At 69.1% G+C, this 17,351-nt stretch carries 15 protein-coding genes; 9 read left to right on the forward strand and 6 right to left on the reverse strand.

What is annotated here, in order from left to right:
• Window positions 1-133: 133 nt before the first annotated feature.
• Window positions 134-1,315 carry a metal-dependent hydrolase family protein gene (locus ABEB03_RS25710; RefSeq protein ID WP_345654019.1) on the reverse strand — a complete coding sequence of 394 codons (1,182 nt, stop codon included), beginning with the start codon at window positions 1,313-1,315 and terminating at the stop codon, window positions 134-136.
• Between the two features lie 646 nt (window positions 1,316-1,961).
• Between ABEB03_RS25710 and sigJ the strand changes: the two genes are divergently transcribed.
• Window positions 1,962-2,843, forward strand: a complete 882-nt coding sequence (gene sigJ, locus ABEB03_RS25715) for an RNA polymerase sigma factor SigJ (RefSeq protein WP_345654022.1) — start codon at window positions 1,962-1,964, stop codon at window positions 2,841-2,843.
• Window positions 2,844-3,267: 424 nt separating this feature from the next.
• On the opposite strand, the gene ABEB03_RS25720 is transcribed toward sigJ, so the two are convergent.
• Both ABEB03_RS25720 and ABEB03_RS25725 read right to left on the reverse strand, forming a co-directional pair.
• Window positions 3,268-3,789, reverse strand: coding sequence for an allene oxide cyclase barrel-like domain-containing protein (locus ABEB03_RS25720; RefSeq protein WP_345654025.1), 522 nt, complete (start codon window positions 3,787-3,789; stop codon window positions 3,268-3,270).
• Between the two features lie 586 nt (window positions 3,790-4,375).
• Window positions 4,376-5,608, reverse strand: coding sequence for a PucR family transcriptional regulator (locus ABEB03_RS25725; protein ID WP_345654028.1), 1,233 nt, complete (start codon window positions 5,606-5,608; stop codon window positions 4,376-4,378).
• Window positions 5,609-5,733: 125 nt separating this feature from the next.
• Here ABEB03_RS25725 and ABEB03_RS25730 point away from each other — a divergent pair, with 125 nt between their 5' ends.
• From ABEB03_RS25730 to ABEB03_RS25745, 4 genes are all read left to right on the forward strand, one after another.
• Window positions 5,734-7,248: a flavin-containing monooxygenase gene (locus tag ABEB03_RS25730; protein ID WP_345654031.1), complete on the forward strand. Its 1,515-nt coding sequence runs from the start codon at window positions 5,734-5,736 to the stop codon at window positions 7,246-7,248.
• 421 nt (window positions 7,249-7,669) lie between these two features.
• A complete protein-coding gene (nthB, locus tag ABEB03_RS25735) occupies window positions 7,670-8,350 on the forward strand; it encodes a nitrile hydratase subunit beta (protein WP_345654034.1) in 681 nt (226 codons plus the stop codon).
• Window positions 8,347-8,943: a nitrile hydratase subunit alpha gene (nthA, locus tag ABEB03_RS25740; protein ID WP_345654036.1), complete on the forward strand. Its 597-nt coding sequence runs from the start codon at window positions 8,347-8,349 to the stop codon at window positions 8,941-8,943. Before nthB ends, nthA begins: the two co-directional genes overlap by 4 nt.
• Entirely contained in the window at window positions 8,940-9,284 is a 345-nt protein-coding gene (locus ABEB03_RS25745; RefSeq protein WP_345654039.1) for a nitrile hydratase accessory protein, read from the forward strand. Before nthA ends, ABEB03_RS25745 begins: the two co-directional genes overlap by 4 nt.
• Window positions 9,285-9,400: 116 nt before the next feature.
• Here ABEB03_RS25745 and ABEB03_RS25750 read toward each other — a convergent pair whose 3' ends face one another.
• Window positions 9,401-10,678 (reverse strand): ATP-binding protein, encoded by a 1,278-nt coding sequence (locus ABEB03_RS25750; RefSeq protein ID WP_425589297.1) that lies wholly within the window; start codon window positions 10,676-10,678, stop codon window positions 9,401-9,403.
• A 194-nt stretch (window positions 10,679-10,872) separates the two neighbouring features.
• On the opposite strand from ABEB03_RS25750, the gene ABEB03_RS25755 reads away from it, so the two are divergent.
• From ABEB03_RS25755 to ABEB03_RS25765, 3 genes are read left to right on the forward strand one after another with little or no spacing between them, the layout of a single operon-like run.
• Window positions 10,873-11,082, forward strand: coding sequence for a ferredoxin (locus ABEB03_RS25755; protein ID WP_345654045.1), 210 nt, complete (start codon window positions 10,873-10,875; stop codon window positions 11,080-11,082).
• The gene (locus ABEB03_RS25760; RefSeq protein WP_345654048.1) at window positions 11,072-12,427 is read left to right on the forward strand and encodes an NAD(P)/FAD-dependent oxidoreductase; all 1,356 of its coding nucleotides are present in this window, start codon (window positions 11,072-11,074) and stop codon (window positions 12,425-12,427) included. The genes ABEB03_RS25755 and ABEB03_RS25760 overlap by 11 nt, the downstream gene beginning before the upstream one ends.
• 42 nt (window positions 12,428-12,469) lie before the next feature.
• Window positions 12,470-13,651, forward strand: a complete 1,182-nt coding sequence (locus ABEB03_RS25765) for a cytochrome P450 (protein WP_345654051.1) — start codon at window positions 12,470-12,472, stop codon at window positions 13,649-13,651.
• Between the two features lie 53 nt (window positions 13,652-13,704).
• On the opposite strand, the gene ABEB03_RS25770 is transcribed toward ABEB03_RS25765, so the two are convergent.
• Window positions 13,705-15,216, reverse strand: coding sequence for a GMC family oxidoreductase (locus tag ABEB03_RS25770; RefSeq protein ID WP_345654053.1), 1,512 nt, complete (start codon window positions 15,214-15,216; stop codon window positions 13,705-13,707).
• A gap of 91 nt (window positions 15,217-15,307) precedes the next feature.
• On the opposite strand from ABEB03_RS25770, the gene ABEB03_RS25775 reads away from it, so the two are divergent.
• Window positions 15,308-16,054 (forward strand): TetR/AcrR family transcriptional regulator, encoded by a 747-nt coding sequence (locus ABEB03_RS25775; protein WP_345654058.1) that lies wholly within the window; start codon window positions 15,308-15,310, stop codon window positions 16,052-16,054.
• A gap of 82 nt (window positions 16,055-16,136) precedes the next feature.
• Here the strand turns inward: ABEB03_RS25775 and ABEB03_RS25780 are convergent, their stop codons facing one another.
• Window positions 16,137-17,123, reverse strand: a complete 987-nt coding sequence (locus tag ABEB03_RS25780) for a serine hydrolase (protein ID WP_345654062.1) — start codon at window positions 17,121-17,123, stop codon at window positions 16,137-16,139.
• Window positions 17,124-17,351: the final 228 nt, after the last annotated feature.

The following is a 17,351-nucleotide window of genomic DNA, read 5'->3' on the forward strand; positions in this document are numbered from 1 at the left end:
GCTCGATCGGGTCGCCACGGCCGTCGGAAGTCCACAGGCCGGAGTCGAAGTCCGTGCCGACCTCCGGGTCGGGTTGCGGGTCACGAAAGGACCGGTTCATCTCCACCTGGGCGCGGGCGTCGTCGTCGCCGGCTCACCGCACGCGGACACCGGCGCGGAAGACTGCCTGTACGTCAAGAATGGCGGCAGGGTCGTCAGCGGGGTTACCGGTGACGACCAGAATGTCGGCGTCGGCACCGGGGGTGATCCTGCCCTTGCGGCCCTCCACACGGCACAGGCGGGCCGCCGAGCTGGTCATGGAGATGAGCGCGTCCAGCGGTGCAACGCCCAGCGCGGCCAAGTCGGCCACGCCGTGGGGGAGAACGTTGTGAGGCTTCATGGGCCCGATGCCGGCGTCCGAGCCGATGACGACGTTGGCGCCATGCTTGTGCAGGCTGCTGTAGACGTCCAACAGGGCATTGACGAACGCGGCCACGGCCTCGGGCATCTGCTGGACTGCGCCGGGGTCCTGACCCAGCGTCAGGCTGACGAAGGTTCCCTTCCTCACGATGGTGTCGATGAGGTCGAGGTCGGGAGCGATGCCGTCGGCGGAGAGGAAGGAGACGTGCTCCAAGCTGTCGACACCCGCTTCGACGGCGTCCCTGATGGCCTGAACGCCGTGAGCGTGCGCGGCCACCGGCAGCCCGAGGCGGTGTGCTTCGTCCACGACCACACGCAGGTCGTCCAAGCCGTACTGCGACGCGTGCGGCGCCACCGAATCGGGTGTCATATGGCCGCCGCTCGCCATGATCTTGATGACGGAACAGCCGCGGGCGTGATGCTCGCGGACGGTCCCACGAAGGGCTTCGGCGCCCTCGACCTCACCGCCGAAGAAGTGGCAGTGGCCGCCCGGCGTGGTCAGCGGAGGCCCGGCGGCAAGAATTTCCGGGCCCAGCTCCGGGCGCCCGGCCATCTCTTCCACGAGGGTCAGCGAGAGGTAGCGGCGATCACCGAGGTCGCGCACGGTGGTCACGCCGGCCAGCAGGGCGGACCGGGCCGCGGCCCGCATCTGCGCCAGCAGCTCGCTGTCGGAGGTGGAGCCCAAGGACGTCACGGGGTCCGGGCCGGCGTCGAAGGCAAGGTGGACGTGGGTGTCGATGAGGCCGGGCAGCAGGCAGGCCGAGGGACCGAGGTCGATGACCTCGCTGCCGTCGGAGGGCAGCGCCCCGGTGCGGTCCACGCGCACAATGCGGTCCCCCGAGACATACACGGTGGCGGGGCCCGACAGACTGAATCCGTCGAACATCGAACCGGCGTGTATGGCATAGGAATTCATCGGTATGTCTCCCATCGGAAAGCGTGTGTCACGCGGTGCTCCGGCCGGTACCGGGCGGTGGAGATCCGCGGCTGCACCGGTCCGGCCGCCCCGCCGACATGTGCCTCTGCTCCGTAAGGACCCGGGGCATGGACACCCACGTCGAAGGTCCGGTCGCGGGCCCGTCAGCGGGGTTCGACCTGCGTCAGGTAGACGAGACGGCCCACCCGGGTGTGACAGCCCCGACCTGCGAACTTTGGGCCGGTAGCGGTCCAGTCGTAGATCGTGATCCCGCCGCGCGGGTCGGCGCTGAGACCGCTGCGGCCACCATTGACCATCGGGAGTCGGGGCCGAGTTCCGGACGGTGATGCCCTTGCCGTCCTGCCGTTAGGGGCATGTACTCCTAACCTGGTAAGGTGCAGAACGTCAGACTTGGAGACTTTCTTCGCACGACAGGCAGCCCTCTCGCCCGCGGGCGCCGGGATCGTCCCCCACGATTCGCCGTGCCGGGTGCCGGGTGCAGCGGGAAGAATTCGCGCGGTTCGCCGAGGGGTGTGAGTCACGCGCATTTTTGTTCGCAAGATTCTGGATAAGAAATATCTCGATTTGCACTCCCGGCGCAGGAGGGCTCACCCGAGCGCCGGCGAGAGCGAAGGAGGCTGCGTCAATGGACGTGATACGTATGCCCGGGCCGCCTGGGGAGCTCGAGAGCGAGTGGGAAGACCTTCGGCCCGCCGTCTTCGGGGCGGCGTACCGCTTGCTCGGCAGCGTGGCCGATGCCGAGGACGTGGTCCAGGACGTGTGGCTGCGGGCGGCCGCAGCGGACCTGCGCGACGTCCGTGACCTCCGGGCCTGGCTTCTCACGGTGGCCGCGCGACGGTCGTACGACATCCTCAAGTCCGCCCGCGTCCGCAGGGAAACCTATGTCGGGCCGTGGTTGCCGGCGCCGTTGCTGACGGGGCCGGACGCTTCGGAGCCGGTGCTGGTCGACGAATCCGTCGGATCGGCGATGCTGCTGGTGATGGAGGAACTGAAGCCGTCGGAGCGTGTGGCCTTCATCCTCCACGACGTATTCGGTCTCGAGTTCAGCCAGATCGCCGACGTGCTGGGCGCCTCCGCGGCGGCAGCCCGCCAACTCGCCTCACGAGCACGGCGCAAGGTGGCCACGGCGAAGCGATCCACCCCACATGCTTCCCGGGTGGAGCACGAGCGACTGGTCACCACGTTCCGCAACGCGTACGAAGCGGGGGACATGGCCGGGCTGGTACGCCTCCTGCACCCCGATGCCGTCTTCGTCAGTGACGGTGGCGGCAAACTCCCCGCGGCGCGCAAGTCCATCCACGGCGGCGCGCGCATCGCGATGGTGCTGGTACGCGTGGGCCGCCGGTGGCGCCCGGACAGTATCGAGGTCATCGAGGTCGGAGGCGAACCAGCGCTCCTGCTGCGTCGGGACGGGCGGGTGGTCTCCGTGGACACGGTGGAGATCAAGGACGGACTGATCGCCGCCTATCGCAGGGTCGTCAACCCGGACAAGCTCGCGCACGTGTGAGACCTCACGCCGGGCGAGGCGCTGGAAGGTCATTTGCGGCAGCCTCGGCGTCGATACTCACCGGTGCTCCACGCTCAACACCTCGGCTCGTCCGAGCCGGTCCAGGACTTGCCCATGCCCGGTCCTGCCTGCCGGACGTGGGAGGCCGTCGACGGCAGTCGGCCCGGCATGGCGCGGGCCGACGTCTCGGGGGCACACTCGCGACACTCGTCATCACCCGTTCAAAGGGTGATTTCTGGCGTCCGTCAATAAGATGCCAGCCCTCGCCTTCGAGGGCTGGCTGCGTCCACGCGTCCGCGCAAGACATTCGTCCCGGCTTACCGGCCCGCCAGTTCGCGCGGTGGCGACGGGAGACGGCGGTCCGGCTGCGGGTGGCGACCACAGCCGGACCGAGGCCCAGATTTTGTTGCTGGATATTCCGCAATCAACCGTTCAAGTGGACGGTGAAGTGCCTTTCGGTGACTCCCGCGGGAATGGTGCGAATGAAGCCCGAGGCATTGCTGTACGCACCCGATCCGCCGGTGATGCCGACGTCGACGTAGGACGGGGCGGGCAGGTGCAGCAGTGCCTGTCCGGAGAATTGTCCCTCCGGCAGGGAGAAGGTCCCCAGGCACTGGAGCGCCGTCGGATTGACGTGGGTGACGGTGCAGATCGCGCTGTGATCACCGACCTTCTTTCCGTCGCGGTAGAGGTCTTCGTGGACGACGTTCTCGTCACCTATGCCGGCGCCCTTCTGGCCCAGATCTATCTCTGCGCTTGAGGTCTGCTTGCCGACCAGCTCGAAGGTTTGGGCCCGGTGCTTCGCCGCGGGAGCGCTGATGGAAGAAGTCGGCGTGTCCGCCGAGGCCCATGGCGCGAGAGTGATACCCCCGGCGACCGCCGTGGCCAGGCCCGCGGCCGCACTCAGGTAACGCGCCTTCTTGGTCTTGAAAATCTTCTGCATCATGTGGCTCCGTTCGGTGGTGAATCGATGCGATAGCGAAAGAAAGGGCTACCGGTCCCGATGGGCAGGGCTGTCGATGAATAGAGTCGGATTCGATCGACTCGCGATACGGCCCTTGTTCGGGTGGATGTTTGGACAGTTTCATATGAATGCGTCACCTGTCAAACAGGTGACGAATTGAGGCGCGAACCTCCAGGTCGCACGACGGGAACGAGAGTCGATGCGATTCGTGAAGCCTCGTGCCCGACGGTGAGGGCAAGCCCTCAAGGGCCCTTCGGGGTGGCCGGGCGTGGTCGCGCGCACCGGGGTGTGACATCGGACCGGCCGCCCGAGGTTGCGAACCGGGAGGTCTGGACCGGGGCGTCCGTCCTGTATCGACGGCCATATAGGAGTATGTGCTCCTAAGTGTAATGCAGGCTGCGCCGCGGTTCCACGGGGAGCACGAAGCTACGCAGAGGCATCGGGCCGACACACCTGCTGGGCGGTGACGCAGGTGCCGGAACAGGTCGGCTCGCATCACGACCTGGGTCGTGCCACCGCAAGCGTGTCTTCGCGCGACCCTCGGAAGGGCAGCGGCTCGGCCAGGCGCTCATGACTGGTCGCGCGCTCCGTGTCCGCGCCACTGGAGGACTTCGAGCGCGGCCGCCACTTCGAGGGTGTGCCCGGTGAGGGGGCGTGGCAGCAACCGGTCGGCGCGGGCGAGACGCCGGAGCAGGGTGTTGCGGTGGGTGAAGAGGCGGGTGGCGGCCCGGGAGGCGTTGCACTGTTCGGCGATGAAGACCCGTACCGCGTCGGTGATGTCGGCCGGTGCCGTCGCCAGGTCGCCGAGGACGCGTTTGACGAAGCGGTCGGCGTGTTCGGGGTCCTGGGTGAGGAGCGCGACGAGTTCGACCTCGTCGTACGAGGCCAGGCGCTGAGCGGACGACAGACGGGCCAGCATCCGCTGCGTGGTGAGCGCGTCGAGGTGACTGCGGCGGAAGCCGTCGACGCCGGGCGCGGGCGAGCCGAGCGCGATGCGTACGGCGGGCAGTCCGTCCAGGGCGTCCTGCACATGGTCCGCGTCGGGAAGGCCGTGGACCCACACCCAGCGGGTCGCGGCACTGGCGAGGACGCTCAACGGCGGTACCCGACCGGCCGCGGCGGCGAGGGCGTCCGCGGCGCGGTCGAGTTGATGAAGGTCGGCCCCGGGATCGTCGGCCCAGACGACGGCTGCGGTGTGCGTCGGCTCCAATGCGTAACCCAGTCGTGCCTGGGCGCGCTGCCGGGTGATCGGCGCGCCGTCCAGCAGCAGGGCCACGATCTCGCGGCGCTCGGCGTGGGTGCCACGGGTGAGCTCGCCGCGCTCGACGTGCATACGTGCGGCGATGGCGGCGACGGTCTCGTCGACGAAGGCGGAGATGGATCGCAGTGACACGTCCAGCAGCTCGCGCAGTTCCTCGGCGTCGGTGGTGAGCGAGCAGGCGATCTGCGTCCACACCCGCACGGCGACACTCTGACCGACCCGGTAGGAGTCGAGCGCGGATTCGTCGAGGCCCCGCCGCACCAGGTCGCGGGCGATGGCCAAGGGTGCGTCGCCGTCGTTCGCGGGTACCGGTTCGCCGGGGGCGCGGACGTTGCAGGCCGCCCAGAACAGCAGGTTGGACCGGTTGGTCCGCCGTGTCCCGGCGGCGAGCACCGGGTCGGCGGCGACCTGCTGCGCCTGGCCGGACAGGGTGGCAGCGTCGAGTTCGGCGAGCCATTCCGGCCTGGGCCTCAGCGCTGTCTCGGCGCCCTGGCGCATCAGTTCCCGTACGCGGGGCGACGGCGGATTCCACAGCGGCATGCGACGACACTAGTGGTGCACTGTGCACCGAACGAGAGTTGAATTGGTGCAGATCGCGACTGGCCGCTGGGTCGGCCGGGCCTCACCATGGTCGAGCCGTACCTCGTCGTCTGGAGTCGCCGCCCATGTCTGCTGCCTCAGCCTCGTCCGCCGTCGAGCATGTCGACGTCCTGATCGTCGGTGCCGGGATCTCCGGCATCGGGGCCGGTCGCTATCTGAAGACCGAACTGCCGTCGAAGACGTTCGCGATCCTGGAGGCGCGGGCCGCCTCCGGCGGGACCTGGGACCTGTTCCGCTATCCGGGCATCCGGTCCGACTCGGATCTGCACACCTTCGGCTACGAGTTCAAACCGTGGCGGGACGAGGAGTCCATCGCCTCCGCGCCGCGGATTCTGTCGTACCTGCGCGAGACCGCCACCGAGAACGGCCTGGACAGCCACATCCGTTACCACCACAAGGTGCTCTCCGTGTCCTGGTCGACAGGCCAGGCACGGTGGACGGTGCACATCGAGCGCGCCGACACCGGCGAGCGGACGACCCTGACGTGCGCCTGGCTGTTCTGCGCCGGCGGGTACTACCGCTACGACGAGGGGTTCACCCCGCACTTCGAAGGCCGGGAACGCTTCCGGGGCACGATCGTGCATCCGCAGCAGTGGCCCGAGGACCTGGACTACGCCGGCAAGCGGGTCGTGGTGATCGGCAGCGGCGCCACCGCGGTCACACTGCTGCCCGCTATGGCCGACACCGCCGCGCACGTGACGATGCTGCAGCGGACCCCGTCGTACATCCTGCCGGTACCGAAGAAGGACGCGATCGGCAACGCCTTGAAGAAGTACCTCGGGCCCGAACGGGGCTACGCGTTGACCCGGCGCAAGAACATCGCCCAGCAGCGCTTCGTCTGGTCCTTCTGCAAGCGATACCCGAGGACGGCACGCCGGCTCATCCGGTGGGCCAACGCGAAGCAGTTGCCCGACGGTTATCCGCTCGACGAACACTTCAACCCGCCGTACGACCCGTGGGACCAGCGACTGTGTGCCGTCCCCGACGGGGATCTGTTCAAGGCCATCGCCGCCGGAAAGGCCTCCGTCGTCACCGACCGGATCACCACGTTCACCGAGGACGGAGTGCGGCTCGAATCCGGCCGTGAACTCGAGGTCGATGTCGTCGTCACCGCGACCGGCCTGAACGTGCAGGCGTTCGGCGGCATCGCGGTCACCGTCGACGGCGAGGACATCCGCCTGTCCGACACCGTCGCCTACAAGGGCATGATGCTCTCGGGGATTCCCAACCTGGCCTTCTCGATCGGCTACACCAACAGTTCCTGGACGCTGAAGGTCGGTCTGCTGTGCGAGCACTTCTGCCGACTGCTGGCTCACATGGACGCGGCCGGCCACGACATCTGCCGCCCCGAAGTGGCCGACCCGGCGATGCAGACCCGGCCGTTCCTCGACTTCGCCGCCGGCTACATCCAGCGCGCGGTCGACCAACTGCCCCGGCAGGGCGACCGCATGCCGTGGCTGACCTCGATGGACTACCACTCGGACGTCAAACTGCTCCGCGCCGACAGCGTCGTCGATCCCGAGCTGCACTTCTCCCGGGTCGAGACCTCCTCCGTCACGGCTACGGCGGTCGCCGGCTGAGCGTCGTGAGCACGGGCGGAGGACGAGGCGCCACCGGATGTGTCCGGGGACCGGGTCATCGGCCGGATCCGGCACCGGGAGGGCGCCGGTTCCGTCGACGGCAGAGGGCGAGTACCGGCTCCGTAAGGCCAGAGCACCGATTCCGGAAAGGTGGCGGACCACCGTGTCGAGGTCTGCCCGACGGGCTCGTGACACCCGTCGCCATTGCCGTTCCGCGTACGGGCTCATAGGCTCTTGAACAGCGAGTCATGGCTTCCGGCGTCGGAATCCCTCCCTCGGACGACCATTCGCGGACATCGAGTGGTGCCGCCGGCAATGCCACGGGCGCATTCGAGCGCAGTCGGACCCGTGATGCCGACCGCATGGACTGTCCGGAACTGGTTGAGGACATCCGCGATACGGATACGTGAGAGGTCACGTCATGGACGGTATCGCCGATATGGGGGGAGCCCCGGGATGGGGCGCCGTGCTCCCGCGGAGGCCCGATGAACCGGTCTTCGAGGAACCCTGGCAGGGCCGGGCGTTCGCTCTGGCACTCCTCTCCAGCCGTATCGCGTGCGGCGGCTACAACCCCGATGCCTTCCGGCACGCGCTGGAACGCCTCGACCCTGCCCTCTATCTTGACGACGGCTACTTCGGGCGCTGGCTCCATGGCGCGGAGCTGATGCTCACCGAAAGCGCCACCCTCGCTGTCGGGGCGATCGACGCCCGCGCCCGGAACCTGCGCGGCGAACATCTTCAGGAGCCGCCGCCACCCGTGCCTCGCCCCGATTACGCGCCGACCGCCGCGCCGGTCGGTGCGGGCTCGCTGCGATCCGTGGACACCGCCCCGGTCTTCGTCCCCGGCGAGCGTGTACGGGCCAGGGCCAGGTCGGTGCCCGGGCACACCCGGCTGCCGGGCTACGTGCGGGGACACATCGGTGTCGTCGAGCGCATCCAGCCCGCTTCCGTGCTGCCGGACACCAACGCGCACTTCCTGGGCGAGAACCCCGAGCATGTCTACTCGGTGCGGTTCGACTCGGCGGAGCTGTGGGGAGCCGACGCGGCACCCTTCGCGCTCACCGTGGAGATGTACGAAAGTTACCTGGAGACGGCCTCATGAACACCAGCGGAGCGGGCGACCGTCCGTCCCCGTCCCTGCGCACCGAGGCGCTCGAGCAACTGCTCACCGAACGGGGCCTGATCGACCCCGAGGCGATGGACGGAATCATCACGACGTACGAGACCAACGTGGGCCCGCTCAACGGCGCCAAGGTGGTCGCCAAGGCCTGGACCGACCCGGAGTACCGACGGCGACTGCTCGAGGACGGCACCGCGGCCATCAAGGAGCTGGGCTTCTCGGGTGCGCAGGGCGAGCACATCGTCGTGGTGGAGAACACGGCGACGACACACCACGTGGTGGTGTGCACGCTGTGCTCGTGCTATCCGTGGCCGGTGCTCGGCCTGCCACCCAGCTGGTACAAGGACCCGGCGTACCGGTCGCGCGTGGTCAAGGAGCCCCGCACGGTGCTGTCCGAGATGGGACTCGACCTCGACGACGACGTGCGGATCACCGTCCACGACTCGACCAGTGAGGTGCGCTGGCTCGTACTGCCCGAGCGCCCGGCCGGCACCGAGCACCTGTCCGAGGAAGAGCTCGTGCCGCTGGTGACACGGGACACCATGGTGGGCGTGGCCAAGGTGGCGGCACCATGAGCGCGCCACTGGACATCGACGGGGCCACCGCACCTCCGAGGTCCAACGGAGAGCTGGTCTTCGCCGAGCCCTGGGAGGGCCGCGCCTTCGGTATGGCCGTCAGCCTGTACGAGGCGGGCGCATTCACCTGGCCGGACTTCCGGGCCGCCTTGATCGCCCGGATCGCGGACCGGGAGGCTGCGGCGGCACCGGAGGAGCCCTACAGCTACTACCGGCTCTGGCTGGCCGCCCTCGAGGACGTACTCGTCGAGCTGCGCGCCGTGACCGCGGACGAGGTCACGGCGCGCGCCCGAGCCCTGGCGCGACGCCCGCCGGGCCACGACCACACGCACCCCCACTGACCGCAAGCTCATCGCTTCCGACCAGCTTCAGTGCTGGGGGCGTTCGCTCTGCCCCCGGGTCCCCACGCGCGGGGCGGACGGGAGGTCGGAGGAGGCCTGGGGGAGTCTCCAGACGTTCACAACCGGCTGTACTTCTCGATGTCTTCGGTGAACTCCTGGATCGCCTGTGCCGTGAGTGTCGGCCGTGTGTCGGCGATGGCGGTCATGTAGTCCTCGGTGGTGGCCGGTCGGCCCTGGCGATGTGCGACCTCACGCTCGAACGCCGCCTGAGCTCCCTTGCGGGAAGCGAACTCGATGTCGGCAGGCGTGAACATCTCACTGGCCTCGACGAGTTGGCCGAGGTCGACCTCATCGGACGAGGACATCAGATAGCGGCCCCAGATCGCCTCACGCGCGGCCTGGTCCGGGGGACCGATCGGGATGACGTAGTCGAACCGGCCCGGGCGCAGGAACGCCGCGTCCAGCGAGCGTACGGAGTTGGTGGCACAGGCCAGCAGCCGCGCGTCCTGCTCGCGGAAGACGGGGATGAGTTTGAGCAGTTCATTGGTGACGCCGTGACCGGGGTCCACCGCCTTGCCCGACCGCACGCCGGCGATCTCTTCCACCTCGTCGATGAAGAGCACCACCGAGTCCAGTTCCGCCAGGTCCGCGAACGCCTCACGCAGTGCCGCGGCGAGTCCCTCGTTGGTGTCGGCCGCCAGACGGGAGGGGAACAGTTCCACGAACGGCCAGCCCAGCCGTGAAGCAACTGCCTTGGCGAAGCTGGTCTTTCCGGTACCGGGTGGTCCGAACAGGATGATCGCCTTGGGCGGGACGACACCGTAACGGTCCGCCAGTGCCGGTTCGGTCAGCGGGAGCACCACACGTCGTTCGACGACCTGCTTCTCCCGCTCCATGCCGGCCATGGTGTCCCAGAGTCCGTCGGGCAGCATGCGGCCGCCCAGCGCATCGAGGACACCGGCGTTGACGGTGCCGGGTGGTTCGAGCTTCTCGTAGTAGGTGAGGCCGTCACGCGACTGGTATCCGCAGTTCTCCAACGCCCTTGTCCCAGCGGCGTGGGCGGGCAGCAGCGCGCTGATGTGCCGCACCCCCATCGCCCGCAGACGTCGTTCCACCTCGGCGAGCAGGGCACTGCCGATGCCGCGTTCGCGCCAGCGCGAGGCCAGCGCCACGAGGAGGATCCATCCACGTTTGCCGTAGGCCTGCGCAACGGCCATGCCCACCAGTTCGTCGCCGACCACCGCGACCACCGCCGTCTGCCCCGCCTTGGCCGCCGCCATGACCTCGGAGACCGGAAACACCCGGTTCTCGTCGGCCCGGCGGCTCTGGTCCCAGATCTGGATGGCCTGATCGAGGTCGTCGTCGTGGTAGTCGCGCAGATGCCATACGGGCATCGTCACCACCTCGCTCTGGTGGGGAATCCCATTCTCCCCACGGCAGCGGAGAGTGACGAACGGACCAGGCTCTCTTCCACGCGGCGCTCGGCCGAGCCGGACTGCGGCCCTCTGCGAGCAGTCGCCGTGCGAGCCGTCGGCTCCCGGCTCATGCTGGAAGTGAGGGGGGTGAGACAACGGAGGAAGTGGTGGAGATGCGGACCGTTGTCGACCTCACACGCTGCCAGGGCTACGCACAGTGCGTGTTCCACGCCCCCGACGTGTTCGAGCTGCACGGCCAGGAGGGACTGCTGTACGCCACGGCCGTGCCCGACGACCAGATCGAGCGAGTGCGCCAGGCTGCGGCGGCTTGCCCGGTGCAGGCGATCCTCCTCGGAGAAGCGGTGAGCAGCGGTGCCCGGTGACTTGAAGGACGGCCGCATCGTCATCGTCGGTGCGTCGCTGGCCGGGCTCAGGGCCGCGGAGGCACTGCGCGAGGAAGGCTTCACCGGCTCACTGACGGTCGTCGGGGATGAACCCTACGCGCCCTACGATCGACCGCCGCTGTCGAAGCAGGTGCTGCTCGGGCAGGCCACAGCGGACACCACCGATCTGCCGATGCGCATGAATCCGGACGCCGAGTGGCGGCTGGGCGTACGCGCCACCGGTGTGGACCTGCTGGCGAAACAGGTGCTCTTGGAGGACGGGGAGTCACTGCCGTACGACCGGCTGTTGATCACCACCGGGACCCGGGCACGGCCCTGGCCCGACCCGGACGAGGCCGCCCTGGAGGGTGTGTTCACCCTGCGGACGCGAGAGGACGGCGCGGGGCTGGCGGAGCGGCTGGCCGCGCAGCCGGAGCGGGTGCTGGTGATCGGCGCCGGTTTCACCGGTTCGGAGATCGCATCCGCCTGCCGGGAACTCGGAGTGGACGTCACGGTCGCTGAACGGGGCCCGGCACCTCTGGTGGGTGCCCTGGGTGGCACCCTGTCGAAGCTCGCTGCTGTCATGCAGCGCAATCACGGTGTGGATCTGCGCACCGGGGTGACGGTCACCGCTCTGAAGGGCAACGGCAGCTTCACCGGGGCGGAGTTGTCCGACGGCAGCCGCGTCGACGCGGACGTGTGCGTCGTGGCGTTGGGAGCCGTCCGCAACGTCGAATGGCTGGCCGACTCCGGACTGGCGGCGGGCCCGCGCGGGGTCGCCTGCGACGCCGGGTGCCGCGCCTTCAACATGTACGGGATCGTCACCGACGACGTCTTCGTGGCCGGCGACGTCTCCCGCTTCCCCCACCCGCTGTTCGGCTACCAGATGCTCTCGCTGGAGCACTGGGGTAACGCCGTGGAACAGGCAGAAGTGGCGGCCCACAACATGGTCAACCCGGGGCCGCTGCAGCGCCCGCACCTGTCCATCCCGACTTTCTGGTCGACCCAGTTCGGACTCAACATCAAGTCGGTGGGCGTTCCCACCTACTCCGACCACGTCGTCATCGCCCAGGGGTCGCTGGAGGCCCGCCGTCTGGCGATGGTCTACGGCTACCAGGGCCGGGTCACGGCCGCGGTCACCGTCGACATGGCCAAGGCCCTCGACTACTACCGGCACTTGATCGAGACCGCCGCTCCGTTCCCGCCGCCGCCCGGCGCGCAGGACCGGGCCATCGCGGCCGACATCACGATCCCCTCCGAGGTTCCGGACCCTTCCGTCCTGTCGCACGGCCCGACCGTCGCGCTCACCGGCCATCTCCCCGACCGCCGACTGGCGGTGGTGTGAGCCACCGACCGGCCCACGCTCTGCCCACCCCGAGGAGCCGTCATGGACTCCGAGACGTTGCTGGCACGGATCACCGACTACGCCAGCCGCCCCAACCCCTACCCGCTCTACGAGGAACTCCGTCAAGCCGGTCCCGTCGTGTGGCAGACGGGCGGCGATTGCGTGATCGGCACCTACCATCAGATCGCCGCGCTGCTCCACGACCCGCGGATGAGCGCCGCCCCCCATGCCCATGGTGAAGCGCCTCGACAGCCGTTCCTGCGGGTGGACGACCCCGAGCACCACCGACTGCGCACCCTTGCCATGCGGCCCTTCGGTCCCCCGCACAGCCCTCGCCGTATCGAGGGCATGCGCGGGGAGATAGACCGGATCACCGAGGAGCTGATGGCTTCCTTCGAGCCGGGCCGGCAGATCGACATCGTCGACGACTTCGCCTACCCGCTGCCCGTCACCGTGATCTGCCGTCTGCTCGGCGTGCCGCACGAGGACGAGCCGCTCTTCAGGGCCTGGTCCGACGCCCTGGTGGCATCGGCCGACGTGCGACCGGACCAGGAATCCGACGAGACCGACAAGGCCGGTGCGCAGGCACGCATGGAGATGGGCGGGTACCTGCTGAATCTGGCCGAGCAGCGTCGTGGCCATCCGAGCGACGACCTGCTGTCCGCCTTCGTCAACGAGCCCGACCCGGCCCTCCGGCTCACCCAGGAGGAGCTCGCCATAACCGCCGTACTGCTCCTCATCGCCGGGCACGAGACCACCGTCAACCTGATCACCAACGGGGTGCTCACTCTGTTGCGCAGGCCCGAGCAGCTGGACCACCTGCGGCGCGAACCCGATCTGTTGCCGCGAGCGGTCGAGGAACTGCTGCGTTTTGAACCACCGGTCCACATGCGCGAACGCATCCCGATCGCCGACATCGAGGTGGCCGGCACCGTCATCCCCCGAGGAACCTCCGTCATCCTGGTCCTTGCCTCCGGCAGTCGCGACCCCAAACGGTTTTACGAGCCCGACAGGTTCGACCCCACACGCCCCGACAACCAGCACCTCGGCTTCAGCAGCGGCATCCACTTCTGTTACGGAGCGCCCTTGGCCCGTCTCGAAGCGCAGGCGGCGCTCGGCGCGTTGCTCCCTCACCTCGGCACCGCCGGCCTGGTCCAGGACCCGCCGCCCTACCGCCAGAACGCCATGCTGCGCGGGCCCCGCCACCTGCCCGTCCAGCTGTGAAGGCGTGGGCCGGGCGGTCGGGCCGCTGACGGCCACCGCTCCGGGGCGCGGTGTCAGGAGTTGCGCAGGAGATCGGCCGCTCGCTCGGCGATGGCGTACACGGTGGCGTTCGTGTTGTTGGACGGGATGGAGGGGATGACGGAGGCGTCGGCGACGCGCAGGCCGTCGAGTCCGCGGACGCGCAGCGCCGAGTCGACGACGGACATCTCGTCCTCGCCCATCATGCAGGTGCCCACCGGGTGGCAGTACGACCCGAAGTGTCTGCGGGCGTAGTCGCTGATCGACTCCGCGTCCACGGCGTTGAGTCCCGGGCTGACCTCCTCGATCCCCCATGCGGTGAGGGCGGAGGACCAGGCGATCCTGCGCGCCGTCGTGATGCCGGACAGCATGGTCCGGACGTCCTGTTCCGCGGAGAAGTAGTTGGGGTCGATCACGGGTGCTGCGTAGGGGTCGGCCGAGGTGATGCGGAGGGTGCCGCGGCTGGCCGGGCGCATGGGGGAGACACCGATGGTGAAGCCGTTCGTCACCGGGGCTATGGGGTTGGGAACCGGTATGTCGATGAAGATGATCTGCAGGTCCGGTCCGTCCGCCTCCGGTGTGCTGCGCAGCAGACCGAGGATCTCGCCGTGGTTGTTGCGCGCCATGGGCACCGGGCGTTGTGCGCGGAAGACGAGGTTGGCCCGCGGGTGGTCGTGCAGGTTCTGCCCGACGCCGGGAAGTGGGTGAAGGACGTCCACCTGTGCCTGCCGGATGTCCTTCTCGGGGCCGATGCCGGAGCGCAGCAGCAGTTGCGCCGATCCGATCGTCCCGGCGGTGAGCACCACTTCACCGGCCGTTGTCGCGGTGCGGACGCGGCCCCGCGTGCCGTACTCCACGCCGGTGCAGCGAGTGCCGTCGAAGAGCAGACGGTGCACGACCGCGTCGGTGACGACGTCCAGGTTGGGGCGGTGCCGTATCGGAGTGAGATAGGCGTCGGCGGCACTCTGGCGGCGTCCCGCGACGATGTTGAGGTCCACCGGGGCGAAGCCCTCTTCGAGGCCGCCGCTGATGTCGAAGGCGCGGCGGTGCCCGGATTCGACCGCCGCGTCGAGGCAGGCGAGCAGGACCTCGTTCGGCTCGGCGGCCGGGCCGACGAACAGCGGTCCGTTCGTTCCGCGGCCGACGCCGCCGCAGACGGCGGTCTCGCTGCGCTGGAAGTAGGGCAGCAGATCGCCGTACGTCCAGCCTTTGGCGCCGTGCTCGCTCCAGCTGTCGTAGCCGGTGTGGTGGCCGCGCGCGAACACCATGGCGTTGATCGCGGTGGAGCCGCCCAGGCCCTTGCCCCGCGGAAGCGCCACCGGGGCGCCGGAGGCGCGCTGCGCCACGGTCATGTCGCCCCATCCGGCCTCCGAGGCGGCCAGCGAGGGCCACGCCGGCGGCTGTGCGACAGCGTCGGGGAGCGTGGACGAACCGGCCTCCAGGAGGAGGACGCGGACGTTCTCGTCCTGCGACAGCCGGGCGGCGAGCACGCACCCTGCGGTTCCGGCGCCTACGAGTATGTAGTCGTACACAGGCTGTGATGACATGGCGATTCCATCCCTGTCTGAATCGGTGGAAGCGATTCGAGCGTAACACTGGTTCGAACCAATGATTCGCCGGTTTTGATACCATTGATTCATGACTGCTGACGTGGTGGACGGCCGGACGGCGGAGACGCTTCAGCGCAAGATCGTTCTTGCCGCTGCCGATGTGCTGGAACAGGACGGGCTGGACGCCATGTCCACGCGCACCGTGGCGACGCGTGCCGGTGTGTTCCCGCCGACGATCTTCCGGCTCTTCGGGGACAAGGACGGCCTGCTGGAGGCCGTGGGCGAGCACGGCTTCGAAACGTATCTCCAGGCCAAGAGCCGAATTCCGCGGAGCGACGACCCGGTTGCGGACCTGCGTCTCGCCTGGGACCTGCACATCGAGTTCGGGCTGACACGACCGGCTTACTACGTCCTGGTCTTCGGGCAGGCACGCTCCGGTCACCTGTCGCGCGCCGGCCGCAAGGCCGTGGCGGAACTGCAGCGCATGATGACCCGCGTCGCCGCGGCCGGCCGGCTCCGCATGAGCGTCGAACGGGCCACGGCCATCATGCACGCCGCGGGCGTGGGCGTGGTCTCCACGATGAACAGCACACCCCCCGACACCCGCGACCTGGACACGGCCGTCGTGACGCGCGACCTCGTCTTCGACGCCATCACCGCGCCCCTCGCGGCGGATTCCCCGCCCGCGGGGAAGGGCGCCGGTCCGGCCACCGCGGCCATGGGGCTGCGTGCCGTGCTGGCCGAAGCGGGGGAGCTGCCCCTCAGCCCGGGGGAGAAGCTGCTCCTTCTGGAGCTGCTCAATCGCCTCGCCGACGTCCCGAAGGCCACCGGCTGACGGAGACCATGAATGGCCTCCTCCGCTCGCCGGCCCGCGCCGCCGGGACGGGGCGGGCCGGCCGCCTCGGGCCGAGCGCCGATCACGAGGTGACTCTTGCGGTCGGCGTTCTGGCGAGAGCCTCGGTCGCGGAGCGCGCCGCCTTTTCGACGAGCTTGATGCCCATCTCCTGGGTGCTGCTGCCGTTCAGCAGGACGGCCAGGTAGAAGACCCTGCCGTCCTTCTCTATCCGGCCGATGCTGTTGATGTCCCACTTGCTGCTCTGACTCCTCTGCAACCAGCCGTTCTTGAGGGCGGTGGGCCGTCCCGGATCCGCTGCCACGGAGACGCCCCAGTCCTGGTCCGGTGCGATGTGGTACATCAAGTGCTGGATGTAGGACCGTGCCGCGGAATGGAGCGGCGACCTGTCACCGAACACGGCGGTCAGCAAGCGGACCTGATCGAGTGCGGTGGTCTGGGTGAGGCCCCAGACGGTGCCGTCGCCCCCCGTGGTCTCTCGTAGGCCAAGACGTGCGTTGGCCTTGTCGAGTGCCGATGCCTTGCCGATGGTCGCCCAGAGCGCGCTGGTCGCTTCGTTGTCACTGTTCTCGATCATGGCGGTCGCGAGGCTGCGCTGCCGGGCGGTCAAGTCACGCCCCGCGTCCTGGGCCTGGAGCAGGAGTGTGGAGAGTATGTCCACCTTGACGATGCTGGCCGTGTCGAAGATGCCCCTGCCGTAGCCGGCCCATCTGTTGCTCTGCGGGTCCAGCAGCGCGACCGACATCTTGCCGGTGCCGAGAACGGACGTGACAGGAGCCAGCGCGGACGCGAGGTCCACGGACCCGCGCGGGGCGGGAGCGGACGCGGTCGCCTGCCGGGTGGGGGCCGTCGGTGTGCCTCCGTCCGAGGGTCTCAGCCAGCGTGCCGTGCACGAGGCGGCAGCGCCTGCCAGGACGGCACCGGCGGCCACCGCCCCTGTCACACGACGCCTCTTGACCCGTCTGCGGCGCCGTACTTCGGCCCGGGTCGGACGGCCACCGCCCGGGATCTCACGTCCGGTTTCGATGTCGTTCGGGTGCGAGTCCGACATGCTTGGGCATCTCCTTGCGCCGTGCGACGGCGCCTGAGCGGGTGAACGAAAGGGTCCGCGGCGGTCGCGTACCACGGACGGCCGAGAACGAGCCGGGAAGGGGCCGGGAAGGGCGCCGAGCGCCGGCCTCTTCGGCGTGCTGCCGAGCGGAAGTCGGGTCGAAGGTGTCGGGGTGCGCTGCGGCGACGCGGTCCCCGACACGCAGGAGGCGGGAAACCGGCGATGCCG

Source organism: Streptomyces siamensis (assembly GCF_039543605.1).
In the GTDB taxonomy this organism is placed as follows: Bacteria; Actinomycetota; Actinomycetes; order Streptomycetales; family Streptomycetaceae; genus Streptomyces; species Streptomyces siamensis.

What these genes read in the sequence shown, in the direction of transcription:
- ABEB03_RS25710 (WP_345654019.1), bottom strand. Translation starts at nt 1,315, where the DNA reads ATGAATTCCTATGCCATACACGCCGGTTCGATGTTCGACGGATTCAGT.
- sigJ (WP_345654022.1), top strand. Translation starts at nt 1,962, where the DNA reads ATGGACGTGATACGTATGCCCGGGCCGCCTGGGGAGCTCGAGAGCGAG.
- ABEB03_RS25720 (WP_345654025.1), bottom strand. Translation starts at nt 3,789, where the DNA reads ATGATGCAGAAGATTTTCAAGACCAAGAAGGCGCGTTACCTGAGTGCG.
- ABEB03_RS25725 (WP_345654028.1), bottom strand. Translation starts at nt 5,608, where the DNA reads ATGCCGCTGTGGAATCCGCCGTCGCCCCGCGTACGGGAACTGATGCGC.
- ABEB03_RS25730 (WP_345654031.1), top strand. Translation starts at nt 5,734, where the DNA reads ATGTCTGCTGCCTCAGCCTCGTCCGCCGTCGAGCATGTCGACGTCCTG.
- nthB (WP_345654034.1), top strand. Translation starts at nt 7,670, where the DNA reads ATGGACGGTATCGCCGATATGGGGGGAGCCCCGGGATGGGGCGCCGTG.
- nthA (WP_345654036.1), top strand. Translation starts at nt 8,347, where the DNA reads ATGAACACCAGCGGAGCGGGCGACCGTCCGTCCCCGTCCCTGCGCACC.
- ABEB03_RS25745 (WP_345654039.1), top strand. Translation starts at nt 8,940, where the DNA reads ATGAGCGCGCCACTGGACATCGACGGGGCCACCGCACCTCCGAGGTCC.
- ABEB03_RS25750 (WP_425589297.1), bottom strand. Translation starts at nt 10,678, where the DNA reads ATGCCCGTATGGCATCTGCGCGACTACCACGACGACGACCTCGATCAG.
- ABEB03_RS25755 (WP_345654045.1), top strand. Translation starts at nt 10,873, where the DNA reads ATGCGGACCGTTGTCGACCTCACACGCTGCCAGGGCTACGCACAGTGC.
- ABEB03_RS25765 (WP_345654051.1), top strand. Translation starts at nt 12,470, where the DNA reads ATGGACTCCGAGACGTTGCTGGCACGGATCACCGACTACGCCAGCCGC.
- ABEB03_RS25770 (WP_345654053.1), bottom strand. Translation starts at nt 15,216, where the DNA reads ATGTCATCACAGCCTGTGTACGACTACATACTCGTAGGCGCCGGAACC.
- ABEB03_RS25775 (WP_345654058.1), top strand. Translation starts at nt 15,308, where the DNA reads ATGACTGCTGACGTGGTGGACGGCCGGACGGCGGAGACGCTTCAGCGC.
- ABEB03_RS25780 (WP_345654062.1), bottom strand. Translation starts at nt 17,123, where the DNA reads ATGTCGGACTCGCACCCGAACGACATCGAAACCGGACGTGAGATCCCG.